This window comes from Maribacter aquimarinus, assembly GCF_047345505.1.
GTDB lineage: Bacteria > Bacteroidota > Bacteroidia > Flavobacteriales > Flavobacteriaceae > Maribacter.
On sequence record NZ_JBLFEO010000002.1, the window covers coordinates 84,554 to 104,357 of the forward strand.

The 19,804-nt window shown below is 46.9% G+C and carries 15 protein-coding genes; 14 read left to right on the forward strand and 1 reads right to left on the reverse strand.

All coding sequences use genetic code 11. From position 1 onward, the window contains the following. Nucleotides 1–78 precede the first annotated feature (78 nt). The 13 genes from rfbA (at nt 79) to ACKWCC_RS01915 (ending at nt 15,419) form a co-directional block, all read left to right on the forward strand. The gene (gene rfbA / locus ACKWCC_RS01855) at nt 79–936 is read left to right on the forward strand and encodes a glucose-1-phosphate thymidylyltransferase RfbA (protein ID WP_413994193.1); all 858 of its coding nucleotides are present in this window, start codon (nt 79–81) and stop codon (nt 934–936) included. A 116-nt stretch (nt 937–1,052) separates the two neighbouring features. Then, on the forward strand, nt 1,053–1,634 hold the full coding sequence (locus ACKWCC_RS01860) for an acyltransferase (RefSeq protein ID WP_413994194.1): 582 nt from the start codon (nt 1,053–1,055) through the stop codon (nt 1,632–1,634). A 3-nt stretch (nt 1,635–1,637) separates the two neighbouring features. Further along, complete coding sequence (locus tag ACKWCC_RS01865; protein ID WP_413994195.1) at nt 1,638–2,735, forward strand: DegT/DnrJ/EryC1/StrS family aminotransferase; 1,098 nt, start codon at nt 1,638–1,640, stop codon at nt 2,733–2,735. Further along, on the forward strand, nt 2,732–3,670 hold the full coding sequence (locus tag ACKWCC_RS01870; RefSeq protein WP_413994196.1) for a Gfo/Idh/MocA family protein: 939 nt from the start codon (nt 2,732–2,734) through the stop codon (nt 3,668–3,670). The genes ACKWCC_RS01865 and ACKWCC_RS01870 overlap by 4 nt, the downstream gene beginning before the upstream one ends. Before the next feature lie 58 nt (nt 3,671–3,728). Next, nucleotides 3,729–5,006 carry an oligosaccharide flippase family protein gene (locus ACKWCC_RS01875; RefSeq protein WP_413994197.1) on the forward strand — a complete coding sequence of 426 codons (1,278 nt, stop codon included), beginning with the start codon at nt 3,729–3,731 and terminating at the stop codon, nt 5,004–5,006. Between the two features lie 11 nt (nt 5,007–5,017). Continuing rightward, the gene (locus ACKWCC_RS01880) at nt 5,018–6,247 is read left to right on the forward strand and encodes an O-antigen ligase family protein (protein WP_413994198.1); all 1,230 of its coding nucleotides are present in this window, start codon (nt 5,018–5,020) and stop codon (nt 6,245–6,247) included. Between the two features lie 515 nt (nt 6,248–6,762). Then, complete coding sequence (locus ACKWCC_RS01885) at nt 6,763–7,506, forward strand: hypothetical protein (protein WP_413994199.1); 744 nt, start codon at nt 6,763–6,765, stop codon at nt 7,504–7,506. Nucleotides 7,507–8,032: 526 nt separating this feature from the next. Further along, a complete protein-coding gene (locus ACKWCC_RS01890) occupies nt 8,033–9,163 on the forward strand; it encodes a glycosyltransferase family 4 protein (protein WP_413994200.1) in 1,131 nt (376 codons plus the stop codon). A gap of 215 nt (nt 9,164–9,378) precedes the next feature. Beyond that, complete coding sequence (locus ACKWCC_RS01895) at nt 9,379–10,578, forward strand: glycosyltransferase family 4 protein (RefSeq protein ID WP_413994201.1); 1,200 nt, start codon at nt 9,379–9,381, stop codon at nt 10,576–10,578. Between the two features lie 35 nt (nt 10,579–10,613). Then, entirely contained in the window at nt 10,614–11,780 is a 1,167-nt protein-coding gene (locus ACKWCC_RS01900) for a glycosyltransferase family 4 protein (protein ID WP_413994202.1), read from the forward strand. A 114-nt stretch (nt 11,781–11,894) separates the two neighbouring features. Then, on the forward strand, nt 11,895–12,872 hold the full coding sequence (locus ACKWCC_RS01905) for a UDP-glucuronic acid decarboxylase family protein (RefSeq protein ID WP_413994203.1): 978 nt from the start codon (nt 11,895–11,897) through the stop codon (nt 12,870–12,872). Nucleotides 12,873–12,917: 45 nt separating this feature from the next. Beyond that, complete coding sequence (gene purD / locus ACKWCC_RS01910) at nt 12,918–14,192, forward strand: phosphoribosylamine--glycine ligase (protein ID WP_413994204.1); 1,275 nt, start codon at nt 12,918–12,920, stop codon at nt 14,190–14,192. Nucleotides 14,193–14,480: 288 nt separating this feature from the next. Continuing rightward, nucleotides 14,481–15,419 (forward strand): SPFH domain-containing protein, encoded by a 939-nt coding sequence (locus tag ACKWCC_RS01915; RefSeq protein WP_413994205.1) that lies wholly within the window; start codon nt 14,481–14,483, stop codon nt 15,417–15,419. Nucleotides 15,420–15,640: 221 nt separating this feature from the next. Here the strand turns inward: ACKWCC_RS01915 and ACKWCC_RS01920 are convergent, their stop codons facing one another. Then, nucleotides 15,641–17,326: a glutamine--tRNA ligase/YqeY domain fusion protein gene (locus tag ACKWCC_RS01920; protein WP_413994206.1), complete on the reverse strand. Its 1,686-nt coding sequence runs from the start codon at nt 17,324–17,326 to the stop codon at nt 15,641–15,643. Nucleotides 17,327–17,549: 223 nt separating this feature from the next. On the opposite strand from ACKWCC_RS01920, the gene ACKWCC_RS01925 reads away from it, so the two are divergent. Next, entirely contained in the window at nt 17,550–19,796 is a 2,247-nt protein-coding gene (locus ACKWCC_RS01925; RefSeq protein ID WP_413994207.1) for a T9SS type B sorting domain-containing protein, read from the forward strand. The last annotated feature ends 8 nt before the right edge of the window (nt 19,797–19,804 follow it).

Below are 19,804 nucleotides of genomic sequence, written 5' to 3' on the forward strand. Positions count from 1 at the left end.
ATTACCCCTTAACCATATAACCCTTGAGCCGTATAACCTCGTAACTTACAACCGTTCCACCATATAACCACACAACCCATGAAAGGAATCATCTTGGCCGGAGGGTCCGGAACGCGCCTGCACCCCCTTACCCTATCGGTGAGCAAACAGCTTATGCCCGTCTATGACAAACCCATGATCTATTATCCGCTGTCCACCTTGATGTCTGCGGGCATCCGGGAGATATTGATCATTACCACCCCCCAAGATGCCCCGCTCTTTAAAAAACTGTTGGGAGATGGGGCGCAACTGGGCTGTTCCTTTTCCTATGCCGTTCAACAAGCGCCCAACGGACTGGCAGAAGCCTTTATCATTGGGGAAAAATTCATAGGGAAAGAGAAAGTGGCCCTTATTTTGGGCGACAATATTTTTTATGGCTCTGGACTTTCCAAGCTGCTACAGGCAAACAACGATCCTGAAGGCGGCATCATCTATGCCTATCATGTGAACGACCCGGAGCGCTACGGGGTGGTGGACTTTGACGAGAACGGAACCGCCACCTCCATTGCGGAAAAACCGGAATTCCCCAAGACCAACTATGCCGTGCCGGGCATCTATTTCTACGACAATCAGGTGGTGGACATTGCCAAAAGCATCCGCCCCAGCCCGCGTGGCGAACTGGAGATCACAGCCGTGAACCAAGCCTACCTGAGCGCCGGAAAGTTACAGGTGAGCATCTTGGACAAGGGCATGGCCTGGCTGGACACGGGCACCTTTGCCTCCCTGATGCAGGCCGCGCAATTTGTGCAGGTCATTGAGGAGCGACAAGGCCTAAAAATAGGATCCATAGAGGAAACGGCCTACGCCATGGGCTTTATAGACAAAGCACAGCTCCTTAAATTGGCAGCGCCCCTTATGAAAAGTGGGTACGGAGGGTATTTGATGGGGTTGGGGTGATGGTCATCAGCTTCCAAAATGACCAAAAGGCATCAAGCATAGTGCAAAACCATTTATTAGCTTGGGAATTATCGTACTTTTGACAACGTTAAATGCTATAAACAGTTCTACACTCTATGACGGATTTAGGTTATTTTGCACACGAAACGGCTGTCATAGACACCCATTGCACCATTGGCAAAGACACTAAAATTTGGCATTTTTCGCATATTATGACGCAATGCACCATTGGTGAAAAATGCAATATTGGACAAAATGTGGTTGTCTCCCCACAAGTGGTCCTAGGCAACAATGTGAAGGTTCAGAACAATGTTTCCATTTACACGGGAGTAACATGCGAAGATGACGTCTTTTTGGGGCCCTCCATGGTTTTTACCAATGTGATCAACCCACGCAGTGCCATTAACAGAAGGGGGGAGTACGCCACCACTGTGGTAAAAAAAGGAGCTTCCATTGGGGCAAACGCCACCATTGTTTGCGGCAATGACATTGGGGAGTATGCCTTTATCGGCGCGGGGGCCGTAGTGACCAAAACCGTGCCCGCATATGCCCTTGTGGTGGGCAATCCTGCCAGACAAATAGGCTGGGTGGGTGAATATGGCCATAAGTTGCGCTTTGGTGGGAACAATAAGGCCGTATGCCAAGAAAGCGGCCAGACCTACCTGCTCAAAAACAATACCGTAAAAAGAATAACCTAGCAGATGAACATAGATTTTGCCAATTTGGACAAAGCGTACCAGGAACACGAAAAAGAATTTACCGAGGCTACCTTGGAGGTGATGTCCTCCGCTCGCTATATTTTGGGAAAAGAAACAGAGGAACTGGAGGAAAGGCTCCGGGAATTCACCGGTTCGGCCCATGCCTTGGCGTGTTCCTCAGGAACAGATGCCCTGTTGTTGGCCCTAATGGCCTTGGGGATACGTTCAAGGGATGAAGTGATCACCACACCATTTTCCTTTATAGCCACCGCCGAGACCATTGCTTGCCTAGGTGCAAAACCTGTTTTTGTGGACATCAATGAAGAAACATACAACATAGATCCGTCGTTGATTGAAGCGGCCATAACCGAAAACACCAAGGCGATCATGCCCGTCTCGCTCTACGGACAAATGGCCCATATGGACGAAATAAACCGTATTGCCGCAAAATATGGCCTTGCCGTCATTGAGGATGCCGCCCAAAGTTTTGGCGCGCTCTACAAGGGAACCAGAAGCTGTAACGCATCCATCATTGGGTGCACCAGTTTCTTCCCGGCCAAGCCATTGGGCTGTTTTGGTGACGGAGGCGCCGTTTTTTCGCAAAGTGCGGCACTATATGAAAAAATGAAGGCCATGCGGGTGCACGGGCAAACCAAGCGCTATACCCACAAGTATATTGGCATGGGAGGAAGACTGGACAATTTACAGGCGGCAGTCCTTAACGTTAAGATGAAATATTATGAGCAAGACATCATCAGAAGGCAAGAAGTGGCCCAAAAATATACGGAACGACTAAAATCTTCCCTTTCAACGCCGGTAGTGCAAGAAGACAGGACATCTGTATGGGCGCAATATACCATTAGGGTGCAAGGACGTGAAAAAGTCCAGGAAAGCTTAAAAAAAGTTGGGATTCCCACGGCGGTGCACTATCCCATACCCATGCACCTACAGGAGTGCTTTCAACATCTCGGTTACAAAAAAGGAGATTTCCCCGTGAGCGAAACCTGTGCCAATGAAGTCATGAGCTTGCCCATGAACCCATTTCTCCAAGAAAAAGAAATAGATTACATCACATCAAATTTGTTAAGATCATTGAAATGAAAAATTTTGCGTTGATAGGGGCGGCCGGCTATATAGCCCCAAGGCACATGAAGGCCATAAAGGACACAGGCAACAATCTGTTAGCTGCTTTTGATAGGGCAGATAGCGTGGGCATTATGGATTCCCACTTTCCAAATGCCGATTTTTTTGTGGAATTTGAGCGGTTCGATCGGCACATTGAAAAACTGAAGTATGAAAAAGACCTGTTCTTAGACTATGTGAGCATCTGTTCGCCCAACTATTTGCATGATGCCCATATCCGTTTTGCCTTGCGTTCCGGAGCTGATGCCATTTGTGAAAAACCTTTGGTGCTCAATCCTTGGAACATAGACAAGCTTAAAAAGGTGGAGGAAAACACAGGTAAGACCATATACAATATTCTTCAGCTGCGGGTACACCCCAGTATCATTGCGTTAAAGGAAAAAGTGAAAAAGGCGAAAAAAGACGCCAAATTTGAGGTGGACCTTACGTATTTAACCTCCCGTGGCCACTGGTATTATACCTCGTGGAAGGGCGACCAAAGTAAATCTGGGGGCATTGCCACAAACATTGGCGTGCATTTCTATGATATGCTCTCGTGGATTTTTGGGGATGTGCAAGAAAACGTCGTCCACGTTCACGATAAAGATAGGGCCGCCGGATACCTCGAGTTTGAAAATGCCCGTGTTCGCTGGTTCCTTTCCATAAATGCTGACTATCTACCTGAAGACATAAAAGAAAAAGGGCAGACCACGTTCAGGTCCATTACCATAGATGGCGAGGAATTGGAGTTCAGTGGTGGGTTTACCGACCTTCATACCATGGTCTATCAAGATATTTTAGATGGGAAGGGCTATGGATTGGAGTCTGCCAGAACGGCAATTGAAATTGTGCACGATATTCGGAACTCTGAACCGGTTGGGCTGAAGGGGGAATATCATAAATTTCTTCATTAAGTCCCATTTTGCCTGAAGGGGATCGAAATTTATAACAACAAAGAAATCCAAGATTAATTTGTTCTCAAAAAGCTGGTCCAAGTTCTCTAAATCTGAGTTTTCAAGAAATGTTTCATCCCAGATTTTGGGTACTGGAACGGCTCAAGCACTTCCCTTTTTAGCAACACCACTATTGACCAGGCTGTTTACGGAGGCAGACTTTGCTGTTTATACTTCTTTCTTTGCTGTGGCCAGCATTTTTGCCGTTGGTGTTGGCGGAAAATATCAATTGGCCATTGTGCTGCCACATAAAGAAGAAGATGCCCAGAACCTCTTTGTGCTTAGCATTTATGTAACCTTTGGCTATGCTTTTTTAATTGCCTTGCTGCTTCCAATGTTCCATGGTTTTTTCCCTAAGGATTTGCAAAACGCACTATACTTTGTGGCGCCCCACGTGCTGTTCTTTGGTGTTTGGAGCGCATACATCAACCAATCCATAAGACAAAAAAGGTTTGCTACCAACGCTTATGCCAAAGTGATACAATCCATTGGCTATATCGTTGCGGCCATTGGCCTTGGAGCAATTAAATTCCTCTCGTTTGGTTTGGTCATTGCAAAAATATTGGGCACGGTGGCTTCTTACTTTTTCTTGCACAAAAAATCCATTGCTCGTTTAAAAATTGTGCCCTTGGTAAAGTTGAAGAAAGTTGCAAAAACATATGTTGATTACCCTAAATACGGCATAGGGCCCGCCTTTTTGAACACTGTGAGCCTACAAGCCCTAGTTTTGATATTGACCAAATACTACACCACGGATGATTTGGGCCATTATGGATTAACCCTTATGGTGTTGAGTGCACCTCTAACCTTAATCGGAAACTCATATAAAGATGTTTTTTATCAAAAAATGGCATCTTTGGTAATGCACCGGCAATATCATCTGGCCATGGGGTTTTTTAAAAAATCTACTCTAGCCTTGTTGTCATTGAGTGCGCCCATCTGTTTAATATTGTTTTTTTTTGGAGAAAGCTTGTTCCATTTTATTTTCGGTGAAAATTGGATCCGTTCTGGAGAGTTCGCCACAATATTAGCCTTTAGTTTTGGGGTGAGATTAGTGGTCAGTCCCTTGTCTTCCATTTTTAACGCCACCAACACCCTTCGCATTGCTTCCGTTTGGCAGATTTTATATTTTATAAGCACCTTTGCCACTTTAATTGTTTGTGCCGCTGTTTTAAAGTTACCGGTGACAAGCCTTTTGGTGGTATATGTGGTTCATGAAATAATATTGTACACCTTATATTTGAGCATACAGTATTACGTAATACGATTTAAAATCACCAATGGTAAGAACCATTAGCAGCTAGGGACGTGAAACAATTAAAAGAAAAAGGGTTTTGTTACGGAGCATTGCTCTATGCGTTTCTAATACCCTTCCCTCAAAAAATGGTGACTGTTTCCTTAATTGTTTGGACCATTCTTTCGTTCATTGGTTTCAACGCATCAAATACAGTAAGGAACAAAAGACTGTTGCTGCTACCGCTATTCTACTTTACCTATTTCATAGGGTTCTTAAGCTATGAAACCCTCTCTCTAAAGTTTCTGGAACACAAACTTTCCCTCCTTGTCTTTCCATTGCTCTTTTTTCTAAATTTTTATGACCAAAAAATGCGGGATGGCATATATAAAGCTTTTGTTTGGGGGTTGGTTGTCTCGGCCATTACTTGCTTTTTTTGGGCCCTTTACAATTCTCTTCATTTTTTGAACGGGAGTCTTGGCTTTCAAGCAGCCGTTGAAGAGGGCAAAGGATTTATGGAATCTATTCTTTATGGCGGCAACTTCTTTTTTGGCAGACACCTGTCCGTTTTTCACCAAACAGTGTATTATGCCCTTTACCTTTGTTCCGGGGTCGCAATATTGCTTTTTGTTCCGAGGTTACTTGCTTTCAAAATAAGAGTTGTGCTTCTCTCTGTTTTCACCATTTTTGTGTTTCTAATTTCCAACAAGGCAGGTTTTATTGGCTTATCCGTAGTCTTTGCCTTGAAGTTTTGTACGTGGCAGGCGGGAAGGAACAAAAAGATCATTGGCGCTGCCGCCCTTTCAGTTGTACTGATGGCATTTATGCTTTTAAACCCCAGGGTCTATGAAAGTGCTGCACAAATAGCCCAAGGCAATCTGGTCCTTAACCCGGAGGCGCGATATGGCTTTTCTACAAGGCTGTTGAGCTGGGATACTGCTATTTCCTTGATAAAGGATGCCCCAATTTTAGGTTACGGATATGGTGGGTCACAAAAAGCACTGAACAAAAGGTATGAAATAAACGGCTACACCCATCCGCTAAAAGAACAATATAACGCACATAATCTTTGGTTGCAGTCGTGGCTGGAAAACGGACTATTGGCCATAATATTGCTGTTTTGGGTTTTCTATGTGCTTTTTAAAGAGAGTAACGGCTCCAATCTGTTTTTGGCCTTTACGCTACTCCTGTTGATCAACTCCCTTTTTGAAGGGTTGTTCAATCGGTTTTCCGGGATTTCATTTATTGCGTTTTTGGTTTGTTTTATTTTTTCAATCAAGAAAGTAGGGGGCACTAAATCATGAAGCTAAAACTAACCATATCCCATTACTTTGTGCTTTACTTCTTCCTTCTAATGGGTTTGTACCATTATAAAGTAAAAACTTATTTTTATTGGACATACATAAGCGAACTTCAGGATGCCGATTTCGGATTATCTTGGGCAAGGGTTTTTCTGGCCACAATAATTTTTTCCATAAACCTGTATTTTTTGACCCGAATAAGGCGCACAAAACTTGCGTTTATTGTACTTGCCATATTTTTTTCGTTGCTTACCGTACCATCCTTAATATCCTATACGTCTGGGGAGATATATCCAAGCTCCATAATGCTTTACCACCAATTTTTTTATTTCTCGCTTTTTACTTTATCCAAAGTTCGCATTGATTTAAGCAAGATCCCCGTGTTAAACAAGACTCAGGCACTATATCTCTTGTTAGGGCTCACCACAATCGGCATCATCCCTTATCTTATTGTTTACGGCCCGCTCATAAATCTTAAGAACTTGGCCTTATTGGACGTGTATCAAACACGAGCGGCCATGGGCAAACTTTCCAACTCCTATTTTGGATACACATACTCAATTTTCACCAAAATCATGATTCCATTGATAATAATCTTCTCCCTTGAGTTGAAAAAAAAGGCTTGGATGGTTCTTGGCGTTTTCTATTTAATATTGTTTTATCTCTTTGGAGCTCACAAAACAGTTTACGCAAGCCTGTTGGTTGTTTTGGCCTTTTATACGTTTAGCTATGTGCAAAGTGTAAAGTTCATCTTAAAGTACTCCATATTTGGCATTGTGCTCTTTGGGTTGTTGGCAATGATAGGATACGATTTTCCCTGGATTCTTACCTTTAGAAGAGTGCATTTTATACCATCACTACTGGATATCGCTTACTTTGATTTTTTTGATTCAAAACCCATTTATTGGTCGGGGTCTATTTTTAAGCGTTTTGTGGAATACCCCTATGATCTGCCGCATGTGAACCTAATCGGGAAAAATTATTTTGATTCACCCGAAATGGCGGCCAACAATGGATTGATTTCTGATGGTTTTATGAATTTTGGCGGTTTGGGAGTAGCCATCAATTGTGTCTTAGTGGCCGGTTACTTTATGCTTTTGAACAATTTAAACATACCCACGAGGTTTTTTGGTCTTTTTGCACTCGTTATGTTCTCATTTATAAGTTCTTCTACCTTTACCGTGTTTCTTACCCATGGTGCCCTAGCCTTGTTGATTGTGTCTGTTTTTTTACTCAATGAAAAAAAAATACCTGAATCTTAAAACAAGAAGAACCGATCAACCCGTTAATAAAATCCAGATAGTCTTTTAACATTGCATGAAACCGGTTTTAATTGTTATCTATGCCATATCTGTTTATGAGACAATTATGTGGAACGGGTCTTGGTTGGAGGTTGTGTCAAAAAACAGTGCTGTATTTTCGAGAAGGCTCTTTTTTACAACTGGCTAAGAATGGAAAGCTGCTTTGAAGCCCAGTTCCTGCCGATTCACCCCCCCCCTTTTTTTTGCTTTGCCCTTAGCAAAAGGAAAGCACGGGCGGATGTTTGTTTTGGATAACCAAAGGTGTTTAATGATTCAAAAGTCACAATATGATTAGAAAAAAATCATATTGTTTGTTGTGCTTTGAAAGATGTTTTTATGGCTCCTTAATCGCTTATTTACAGTCATTTATAGCTATCATCTTCCTGCGTGGGGTCTTTTATGAAATAATGATTTGCTTACCATATAAAACGTTCATGCCCCATTATAATCAATGCTCGTATCTTTGAAAGGCATAATCTATTCGAAAATGAGTACTTTACCTACGGTATGCCATCTCACCACTGTTCATAAACGATCAGATACCCGCATTTTTATAAAGCAATGTACCGCACTTGCCGTTTGGGGTTACAACGTACATTTGGTTGTTGCAGATGGCTTGGGCAATGAAGAAAAAGAGGGCGTTAAAATTCATGATATCGGTCGCCCGAACGGAAAACTTCAACGCATGCTGTTGTTCTCATCAAAAATTTTTAAAAAAGCAATAAAAATTGATGCCGACATCTTTCATTTCCACGACCCCGAATTGATGTTCGTTGGCGGTAAATTGATTGGTAGAGGAAAACGGGTGGTTTACGATGTGCACGAAGATTTACCGAGGCAAATTTTTACAAAACCTTATCTTCCGAAGTTTGCTATGCGCTTAGTTTCTGTGATGATAGAGAAACTGGAAAACAAAATGGCCAAAAAATACGATGTTATAATCACGGCCACTCCGCATATTAGAAATCGCTTTCTAACTTTAAATAAAAAGACATATGTGGTGCATAATTATCCACTACTTTCAGAATACGAAAGTATTACATCCCGATGGGAAGAAAAGGAACAAGCGATCTGTTACATTGGCGGGATTTATGAAGTCAGGGGAATTTACGAAAACATTGAAGCTTTAGGGAGTTCAGGACTAAAAATGATTTTGGCCGGTGTTTTCCAACCAAAGGAGTTCCAAGAAAAGTGCGAAAAATCCAAAGGCTGGAAATATGTAGAATTTGCGGGGTTCGTGAATAGGGAAGAAATGGCCTCTATCTTGGCAAGGTCAAAAGCAGGCATGGTCACATTGCACCCAACGGTAAATTATGTTGATTCCCTTCCCGTAAAAATGTTCGAATATATGGCCGCTGGTATCCCTGTCATTGCCTCTAACTTTAAACTTTGGAGAACCATTGTGGAGGGATCCGAATGTGGAATCTGCGTTGATCCCGTAAATACCGCTGAGATTGCGAAAGCGATTAAATCAATTTTAAGTAACGATAGTATGGCACAACAAATGGGAGAGAATGGAAAAAAGGCTGTTTTGGAGAGATATAATTGGGAAATCGAAAAAAAGACATTGTTTAAGGTTTATGGCGGTCTCACCAACAAGAGTCTGGGGATTGCTTAAACCATGACCACTAGGCATTTAAAATGAATACCACATTGGTGGTTTCACAAGCCTAATTTACTAGGAGCCGATTGAAGGCAGGCTGGGTGATCACTTTCCACTATTTGAACTTTTGGATTATTCCCAGTACATTAAATTAGATGCAATCGATGACTTAAACTGTATTTCCTGTGCCCGTAAAAGGCCTCATTAATTTTTAACCCATCGCCGCTCAAATGAAAATTCTTTTTTTAACGGATAATTTTATCCCAGAAACGAACGCTCCTGCCTATAGAACCTACAAACATGCTAGAGAGTGGGTAAAACAAGGGGTTGAAGTCACCGTTATCACCTGTGCTCCAAATTTTCCGTATGGCAAAGTTTACGATGGATATAAAAACAAACTCTTTCAAATAGAAATGGTAGAGGGAATAAAGGTGATCCGTGTTTGGTCCTATATGGCCGAAAATAAAGGTTTTCTAAAACGGATATTAGATTTCTGTAGCTTTATGGTTTCTGCCTTTGTCGCAGGTCTATTTGTTAAAACCGATATAATCGTTGCTACTTCTCCACAGTTTTTCACGGCAATCTGCGGCAGATGGCTTGCTTTCTGGAAGCGTAAAAAATGGGTGATGGAAGTAAGGGATTTGTGGCCGGAATCCTTAAAGGGTGTAGGGGTGATGAAAGATAACCTTATAATTCGTTTTTTTGAATCTGTTGAACATGATCTTTACAAAAGTGCTTGGAAAATCGTCCCAGTCACCCATTCTATGGGTCAAACCATTCAAAATAAGCACAACATACCTAGCGAAAAAATAAAAGTGATACGCAATGGGGTGGATTTCAAAGAGTTCTATCCCCTTCCAAAAAATAAAGAGTTGATTTCAGAGCTTAATCTTGAGGGCAAAATCGTTATCGGCTATTTGGGTACCCACGGTATGGCTCACGGTTTGGACTTTATCCTTAGGGCTGCTTCCAAATTGAAGACCAATAGAATACACTTTTTATTTATTGGTTCAGGTGCAGAGAAAAACAATTTATTGATGTTAAATGAAACATTACGTCTTAAAAACACCTCCTTTTTAAGCCCTGTATCCAAAACGGACGTGAAAAAGTATATCTCCATTTTTGACTATGGCTTGGTAAACCTCATTGATTCCTCTGTATTCGAAGGTGTCCTCCCGTCGAAAATGAATGAACTGATTGCCATGAAAAAACCTATTTTACTTGGAGTTAAAGGAGAAGCTCAAGAATTTATAAGAAATTACAATTTGGGTTTATGCTACCTTCCAGAAAATGAACAAGACTTCCTGTCGGCCGTTGAACTTATAAATGAAAAACCAAAACATTTAAAGGTAGATTTGGATGCTGGGGTGAAAGATATTATTGACCTGGAAAGACTTGCTCAGAATATGTTGGACTTCCTTAAAAAATAATACTACTTTTAGCTTTTACCTAATAACAAAACGTTGTGTTCTTCCTTGAAACCGCCATATCATTATTCATAGGTGCTTTTTTGATCACCTACTTGACCATACCAAAAATTATTGGAGTGGTGGAGCACAAGCGATTAATGGACAGCCCCAACCTCCGTAGTTCACATAGTTCAAAGACCCCCACTCTTGGTGGAGTGTCTTTTTTCTACACCTTGGTTTTCGCACTTTTCTTTATACACGGCAGAGACAGCTTTGAAGAGGCAATGCACATTATTCCTGGACTGACCATCCTTTTTATTGTAGGTCTAAAAGATGATCTTGTGGTTATTTCCCCAGGTTCCAAGCTCATTGCGCAAGTATGCGCGGTAGCTTTCATCCTGGTCAATGACAGCTTTACCATTTATTCCCTGAACGGTTTTTTGAACATCTATGAAATTCCTTACTACCTGTATTTGATCATAGGGGCCTTCATGATGGTGACCATCATAAACTCCTACAACCTTATCGATGGGATCGACGGTCTTGCCTCCGTGGTGGGCATTGTCATAATGGTGATCTATACCACCATCTTCTACTCCACCGGCGAGTATTTCTTTGCGCTATTGAGCATTACCCTGAACGCTTGCCTGATCGCATTTTTCGGCTTCAATGTCTCCTCAGAGCGCAAAATTTTTATGGGAGACACCGGTTCTTTGATCGTGGGCTTCATCATCAGTATATTGACGTTAAAATTCTTGGCGCTATCCCCTGAATCCTATACCGATCTCCCGTTTTTGTTGGAAAATGCACCTCTTATCGCCATTAGCATCCTCATTGTGCCGCTGTTTGACACGGCAAGGGTCTTTGCCATAAGGCTCGCCAACAAAAAGGGGCCATTTTCAGCCGATCGCAACCATACCCACCATGTGCTCATAGACTATTGGGGGCTCTCGCACAAGCAGGCCAGCTTTATCATTGGGTGTTTCAATTTGGTTTTCGTGGTGTTGTTCATAGTTTTGGGCAGCAAGGCCAAAAACCTGGGCATGGCCATCATCCTGGTGAGCGTGGTCATTGTCCTGGGCCTTGTTTTTTTCAAGTACAACTATAATTTCACCACCCTGAAACAAAAGATCAAGCTGCGCAGACAGGTAGAAAAATTAAAACTGGGAAAGGGTAGGGAAAAGAAAAAAAGTTTGACCCAAATAGAGGACGAAAAAGATTGATACCACCCACCAATGTCGGTGATCCCTTATGCCCAAAGACCAACATCCCGCAACCAACTTGCTTCCTGTTTGGTCCGTTCTTTGGGCAAAACCCATAAAACAAGGTAAGCAAAAATGAAAAAAATATTGATCACGGGCGCGGCCGGCTTTTTGGGTTCCCACCTCTGCGACCGCTTTGTAAAGGAGGGCTTCCACGTCATTGGCATGGACAACCTCATTACCGGAGACCTCAAGAACATTGCCCACCTCTTCCCCTTGGAGCAATTTGAGTTTCACCACCATGACGTATCCAACTTTGTCCATGTTCCGGGCAAGCTGGACTATATTCTCCACTTTGCCTCCCCGGCCAGCCCCATAGATTATCTTAAGATACCCATCCAGACCCTGAAAGTGGGCTCGCTTGGCACCCTGAACTTACTGGGGCTGGCCAAGGACAAGAAGGCCCGCATCCTGGTGGCCTCCACTTCCGAGGTCTATGGCGATCCCCTGGTGCACCCCCAAAACGAGGAATACTACGGCAATGTGAGCCCGGTGGGGCCCCGGGGCGTTTACGATGAGGCCAAGCGCTTTATGGAATCGCTCACCATGGCCTACCACCGTTTCCACGGACTGGAGACCCGCATTGTGCGCATCTTCAACACCTACGGGCCCAGAATGCGCCTGAACGATGGCCGGGTGGTGCCCGCTTTCATGGGACAGGCACTCCGCGGGGAAGACCTGACCGTGTTCGGGGACGGATCGCAAACCCGTTCCTTCTGTTATATAGATGACCAGGTAGAAGGTATATACCGACTGTTATTTAGCGATTATCCCGGGCCCGTGAACATAGGGAACCCGCACGAGACCACCATCAAAGAATTTGCCGAAGAGATCTTGGCCCTCACCGGGGCCAATCAAAAGATCGTGTACAAGCCACTGCCCAAGGATGATCCCACACAGCGCCAACCGGACATCTCCAAGGCCAAAAAGCTCTTGGGATGGGAACCCCAAGTGGGCCGTAAGGAAGGCCTAAAAATCGTATATGATTATTTTAGGTCCCTTTCGCCGGAAGAACTGCAAAAAAAAGAACACCGTAATTTCTCCTCCAAATAGGCCCTATTCCATCACGGTGGCCTATTTTTGCCCAAACTGTGTACCATGAATGTTCTCATCTTAGGGGCCGGCGGCAGGGAACACGCCCTGGCCTGGAAAATTAAACAGAGTGCCTCTCTCCACAACCTCTTCGTGGCCCCCGGAAACGCCGGTACAGCGGCCATTGCCAAAAACATACCCATTGGTGTAAATGATTTCCGGGCCATTAAGGACGTGGTGCTGGGCGAAAATATACAGCTGCTGGTCGTGGGCCCGGAAGATCCCTTGGTGAATGGGGTGCACGATTTTTTTCTACAGGATGCAGCCCTTGCCCATATCCCGGTCATAGGGCCCCAAAAAGCGGCCGCGGCCCTGGAGGGAAGCAAGGAGTTTGCCAAGCGGTTCATGTTGCGCCATAACATCCCCACGGCAAAATACGAGAGCTTTACCAAAAACACCCTGGAAGAGGGACACGCCTTCCTAGAGACCATGCAACCGCCCTATGTGCTAAAAGCGGACGGCCTCGCGGCAGGAAAAGGCGTGGTGATCCTTCGCACGCTACAAGAAGCAAAGCAAGAGCTCACCGCCATGCTGCGGGACGCCAAATTTGGCGCGGCCAGCGGCACCGTGGTGATCGAGGAATTCTTGGATGGCATAGAGCTCAGTGTCTTTGTGCTCACGGACGGGGAACACTACAAAGTGCTTCCCACCGCCAAGGATTACAAACGTATTGGCGAGGGCGACACCGGACTCAACACCGGGGGCATGGGGGCCATCTCGCCCGTTCCGTTTGCGGGCGCACAATTTATGGAGAAGACAGAGGAACAGGTGGTGAAGCCCACCATACAAGGTCTTAAAAAAGACGGCCTGCCCTACAAGGGCTTTATCTTCATTGGCCTCATAAAGGTAAAGGATGCCCCCAAGGTGATCGAATACAACGTGCGCTTGGGAGACCCGGAGACCGAGGTGGTACTGCCCCGCATTGAAAATGACCTGCTGGAGGTCTTCCAAGCCGTGGCTTCCGTAAAACTGAACGAAATAAAATTATCGGTATCCGAAAAGAGCGCGGCCACCGTGATGGCGGTGTCGGGCGGTTATCCGGGCAGCTACGAAAAAGGCAAGGTGGTCCACGGGCTCAATGAGGTCCGGGCTTCCCATGTGTTTCAGGCCGGCACCACCTCCAACAAGGATGGGGAAGTGGTCACCAACGGGGGGCGCGTTTTGGCGGTAACCTCTTTTGGCGCGGATTTTAAGGAAGCCCTGGCCCATTCCTATCGTGAGCTGGGCAAGATTTCCTTTGAAGGAATGCACTACAGGAAAGATCTGGGTTTTGACCTTTAGCCAGGGCCCTTGGATGACGTGTTCTTCTTAGAAAATACTCATTGGTCTTACATTTGATGCCCTAAATCGCAGTTCCCTGGCCACTGGCCCCTGAAGTTTGGGATGTTCCTGATCCCATCCCGCCTCGGGGGTTTGGGTGATCGTCCAGCTCCCCATTTGCCCAAACCGTTATCCCTCCATCCCCCGCATCCATGAAAAAAAATGCTTTGTCCCTTTTTGGGGGCTTTTCACCGTTCCATATCCCAAGAAGTTTTTGTACATTCACTCCACAACTAAAAACAATTTGTCATGGGTGGTTTCATTTGGATTCCAGTGGTCTTTTTTTTGGGCCTTGTTCTTTTCTCCTTTATCTTCATCGTTAAACAAAAAACGGCCGCCGTCATAGAGACCTTTGGCAAGTTCAGCAGCATCAGGCATTCTGGCCTGCAATTCAAAATTCCCTTCATACAGCGCATAGCGGGCCGGCTGAGCCTAAAGATCCAGCAGCTGGACGTGATCATTGAGACCAAGACCCTGGACGATGTCTTTGTGCGGCTCAAAGTATCCGTACAGTACCGGGTGATCAGGGAAAAGGTCTATGATGCATTTTATCAACTGGATTATCCGCACGAACAAATCACTTCCTATGTGTTTGATGTGGTGCGTGCCGAAGTGCCCAAAATGAAACTGGACGATGTGTTTGTCAAGAAGGACGACATTGCCCTGGCGGTGAAGGCCGAGCTGAACGACGCAATGTCCGAATATGGCTTTGACATCATCAAAACCCTGGTGACCGACATTGATCCCGATGCCCAGGTAAAGGAGGCCATGAACCGCATCAACGCTTCGGAGCGCGAAAAGATCGCCGCCCAGTTTGAAGGGGATGCCGCCCGTATCCTCATCGTGGAGAAAGCCAAGGCCGAAGCGGAGAGCAAGCGCTTACAGGGACAGGGCATTGCCGATCAGCGAAGGGAAATTGCCCGGGGACTGGAAGAGTCCGTGGAAGTACTGAACAAAGTGGGCATCAACTCCCAGGAAGCCAGCGCGCTCATTGTGGTGACACAGCATTATGACACCCTCCAATCCATTGGCGAGGAAACCAACACCAACCTGATTCTGTTGCCCAACTCCCCGCAAGCCGGCAGTGACATGCTCAACAACATGGTGGCCTCCTTCACCGCCAGCAACATGATCGGGGAATCCATGAAGAAAACAAAGGTGGACAAAGGAACGGAAGGCAAGAAATAAGTCCAGCCCTTTTTACGGGTGTTCATGAGGCCTTTTAAAAATAGAGACCAAAGCCCCCTGCCCAAGACCTAAAAACCCCGAAGTGGCACCTTCGGGGTTTTTTATGGGCTCCCGCGGAGGTTGTTTGGCCGCGGGAAAGATGGCTGCCGCCTTAAGGTTTTCCGGGAACTGGCCGCTTCCTTTACTTTTGTAAACCCGGTAAACACTTCTTGGACATTGAGCTATTTGGCATCCTGGATCTTGGCCCAAGAGTCCCTGAGGCCCACGGTCCGGTTAAATACCAATTGTTCTTTGCTGGAGTCCGGATCCACGCAGAAGTAGCCCAAGCGCTGAAATTGATACCGGTCCTCCACTTGGGCAGTGGACAAGCTGGGCTCCACATATCCGGTGACCACCTCAAGGGAATTGGGGTTTAAAAATTCCATAAAATCCGTGTCTTTCTGGGTATCCGGACTTTCATGGGTGAACAAGCGGTCATAGAGCCGTACTTGTACCGGCAGGGCGTGCGCTACGGAGACCCAGTGCAGGGTTCCCTTTACCCGCCTTAGGCTCTCCGGCGTTCCGCTGCCGCTCCTGCTCTTGGCATCGTAGGTGCACTGTACCTCCACCACATTTCCGTCGGCGTCCTTGGTACAGCTCTCGGCCTTGATGATGTAGCCGTTCTTGAGCCTTACCTCTCCCCCGAGTTTCAGGCGGAAGAACTTTTTGTTGGCCTGTTCCCTAAAATCGGCCTTTTCAATGTACAGCTCCCTGGAAAAGGGCACTTCCCGGCTCCCCAGGGCATCGTCTTCCGGGCTGTTCTCTGCGGTAAGCCACTCCACCCCACCTTCCGGGTAATTGGTGATCACCACTTTTAAGGGGTCCAGCACGGCCATGACGCGTGGGGTAATCTTGTTAAGGTGTTCCCGGGCGTGAAATTCCAACAGGGAGACATCAATGAGGTTGTCCCGCTTGGCAATGCCAATGGTGTCCGAGAAATTGCGAATGCTCTCCGCCGTATAGCCGCGCCTGCGCAGGCCGGAAATGGTGGGCATCCGGGGATCGTCCCAGGAAGAGACCACGCCTTCTTCCACCAAGCGGAGCAGTTTTCTCTTGCTCACCACCGTATGGCTCAGGTTCCTGCGTGCAAATTCCCGTTGCTTGGGGCGCAGTTTCCCGGGCTCGCAGACCTGGTCCAAGAACCAATCGTACAGTTCGCGATGCGGCAAGAACTCCAACGTACAGAGCGAGTGGGAAACCTGCTCTATGTAATCACTCTCGCCGTGCGTCCAATCGTACATCGGATAAATACACCATTCGGTATTTGTACGGTGGTGCGCCTTGTGCAGCACGCGGTACATAATGGGATCGCGCATCAACATATTGTCGGACTGCATGTTGATCTTGGCCCGCAGCACGTGCGTGCCCTCGGGAAATTCGCCCGCCTTCATCCTTTTGAACAGGGAAAGGTTCTCTTCCACGGTTCGGTCCCGAAACGGACTGGGGCTCCCTGCCCGGGTGGGCGTTCCCTTTTGCTGGGCCATTTCCTCGGAGGTTTGGCTGTCCACATACGCTTTCCCGCTTTTTATGAGCTCCACGGCCCAATCGTACAACTGCTGGAAATAATCAGAGGCATACCGTTCAGTATCCCATTTGAAGCCCAACCAGGCCACGTCTCGCTTGATCGCGTCCACATAGGCCTTTTCCTCTTTTGCCGGGTTGGTATCGTCAAACCTCAAGTTCACCGGGGCCCCATAGCGCAGACCCAACCCAAAGTTCAGGCAAATGGCACTGGCGTGGCCTATGTGCAAATAGCCGTTGGGCTCCGGCGGGAACCGGAATCGCAGCTCTTTTTGATCGTGCGTGGCCCGTAGGTCCTCCTCTATGATCTGTTCAATAAAGTTCAGTGATCTTGGTGTGTCGCTCATCATTTGGTTTAAAGTTGCAAAAGTAGCAAAATTGGGATAAGAACGTGATCTTAAATGGGCTGACCTTAGTCTATACCAGTTTCACAACACTTTTGCACGCAGCTACAACAATAAATAAAAAAAGATCGTTATAAAGGCCATATTTGTGGGTGAATACCGGTTTTTGAACGTTCGCCAACCGTTGTTCCAACCCCAAGTAGTGGCCCCCAAATCTACGTAGCTTATGAAAATTTTCCCAAAACATCCGTTTTTCTTGTGGCTTCTCGCCTTGCTGGGCAGCGCCCAACTATCGGCACAGACCATTGTCATCAATGCCCCGGAACCAGCGGACAATCCCAACCTCGCCGGCAACTCGCCCTGGACCGCCATCTGTGCGGGAAATGGTGGCTTTAACGAATACTACGCAAACATCAGCTGGGCCGGCACGGTCAACGCCAGCAACCAATTTATTCTGGAGCTTTCCGATGCCAGTGGCAATTTTGACGAGGCGGAGACCTTGTTGACCATCACCGACCAGAACAGCAACCAGGATTTTGATGTGCGCTTTGCCATTCCCGAAACCACCAGGGGCCAAGGCTACACCCTGCGCGTTCGCTCTACCGACCCCGCAAGGACCGGGCCGGCTTCGGCGGCCTTCAATATGTACTTTATGGACGTTACGGGCAACTTGAACATCAGCGCCCTTGGCGACGGCGTGCCTCCGGGCAGCATTTGTGCCACCGGACCCACCACGCTCCAAGTGGACAACATAGCCAATCCAGAAACCTATCAGTACATTTGGTTTCGAAGTGGCACACCGATTGCCGGGGAAACCGGGCACACTTTAGTGGTTACCGAAAGTGGCATGTACAATGCCTTTGTGGACTATGGGCCCATTTGTACCGGGTCTGGCAATACGGACTCCAATATTGTGGACGTGACCATAGGCGGGTCCGGTACGGGCGTGGCCATTGTGCCGCCCGCCCAAACTGCCCTCTGTAGCACGGATACCGTGACCTTGGCCCCCACCCTGACCGACCCTGCCTGGAACTACCAATGGTACAAGGACGATGCCATGATCCCCGGAGCTACGGCAGACAGCTTTGTGGTCAATGCGGCCAATCCCGGCTTTGAAGGGGCCTACAGTGTAGAGATTTCAGGCCCCGGTCTGTGTGCCGATCGTTCGGATGTGGTGAACATCACCAACGCGGACGCCTTTACGGTATCCCGTGACAACCCCGGCCAAATGGTGTTGTTGCCCTCCCAGACCCAGACCCTGGAAGTGAGCACTACGGCCAACACACCCACCTATGCCTGGTTCAGGAACGGTGTGGAAATCACAGGGGAAACTGGGCCAAGCTTAACCATTGCACAACCAGGGACATATTTTGCGGCCATCTCCCAAACAGGGGGTGCCTGCGCCATATCCACAAAAAACACGGAAGAGACCGAAGTTGTCGCTCCCGCCTCCTTTGAATTGGTCATTGACTACCAGGACACCTACACGGCCTGCGAATCCAGCACCGCGGTCCTGGAACTCAGCACCATTAACGCCGTGGCCACGGACGGCAGCACAACGGACGTAACGGAAGCACTGCGCACCGCGTTCACCTACGCTTGGGAACGCGATGGCAATATGGCCCCTGGTGCGTCCAATGAGACCATTGATTTGGGCAGTGAGACTGAAAATGGATCCTACGCCCTCACGGCCAATTTGGAAACCTACACGGCCACATCAAACAGCCTTCCCGTTCAACTGCGATCCAACGAAGCGTTGGTGATCAACGCCACGGGCACGGTCTTCTGTGCCAATGGGGATACCATTGCCCTGAGCACTGATACAGACCTGAGCTCCGAGAGCTATGAATGGCAAAGGGACGGTAGTGCGGTAAACACTTTACAAAACGAACTCATTGTGGACACCCCCGGAACATACCGGTTGGTTGTTACTCGTTCGGGGTGTGACCTCATCTCCAACGAGGTGGTCATTTCGCCATTGGACGAGGAACTGCTCACCTTAGATCCCGCAGGGCCCATTGTGCAACCGGAAGGAAGCACCACCACGGTCACTGCCGCAGGGGCCACCGCATACAGATGGATGGATGCCAACAACAACGAAATGGGCAACACCAGCTCGGTTTCCCTTACCGAAGAGGGCACCTATACCCTCATAGCCTCCTTTGGCAACTGCGATATTGTGAGGGAGGTCCAGGTCTCCTTTCTGGACACCTTTAAGGTGCCCAATGTCATTACCATTAACGGCGACGGCATAAACGACCGCTGGATCCTTCCCAATTCCTACGCCAACAAGCCAGAGGTGAACGTCATCATTTACAATGACCAAGGGGTGGAAGTGTTCAATGAATTTGACTATAAGAACAACTGGCCGGAAACCACCGCCGGCTTTACCCAACAAAACATAGTGTTCTATTATAAAATCAGAAATGCCAACGAGGTGCTCAAACAAGGTACCATTACCGTAATTCGATAGTTAACGTT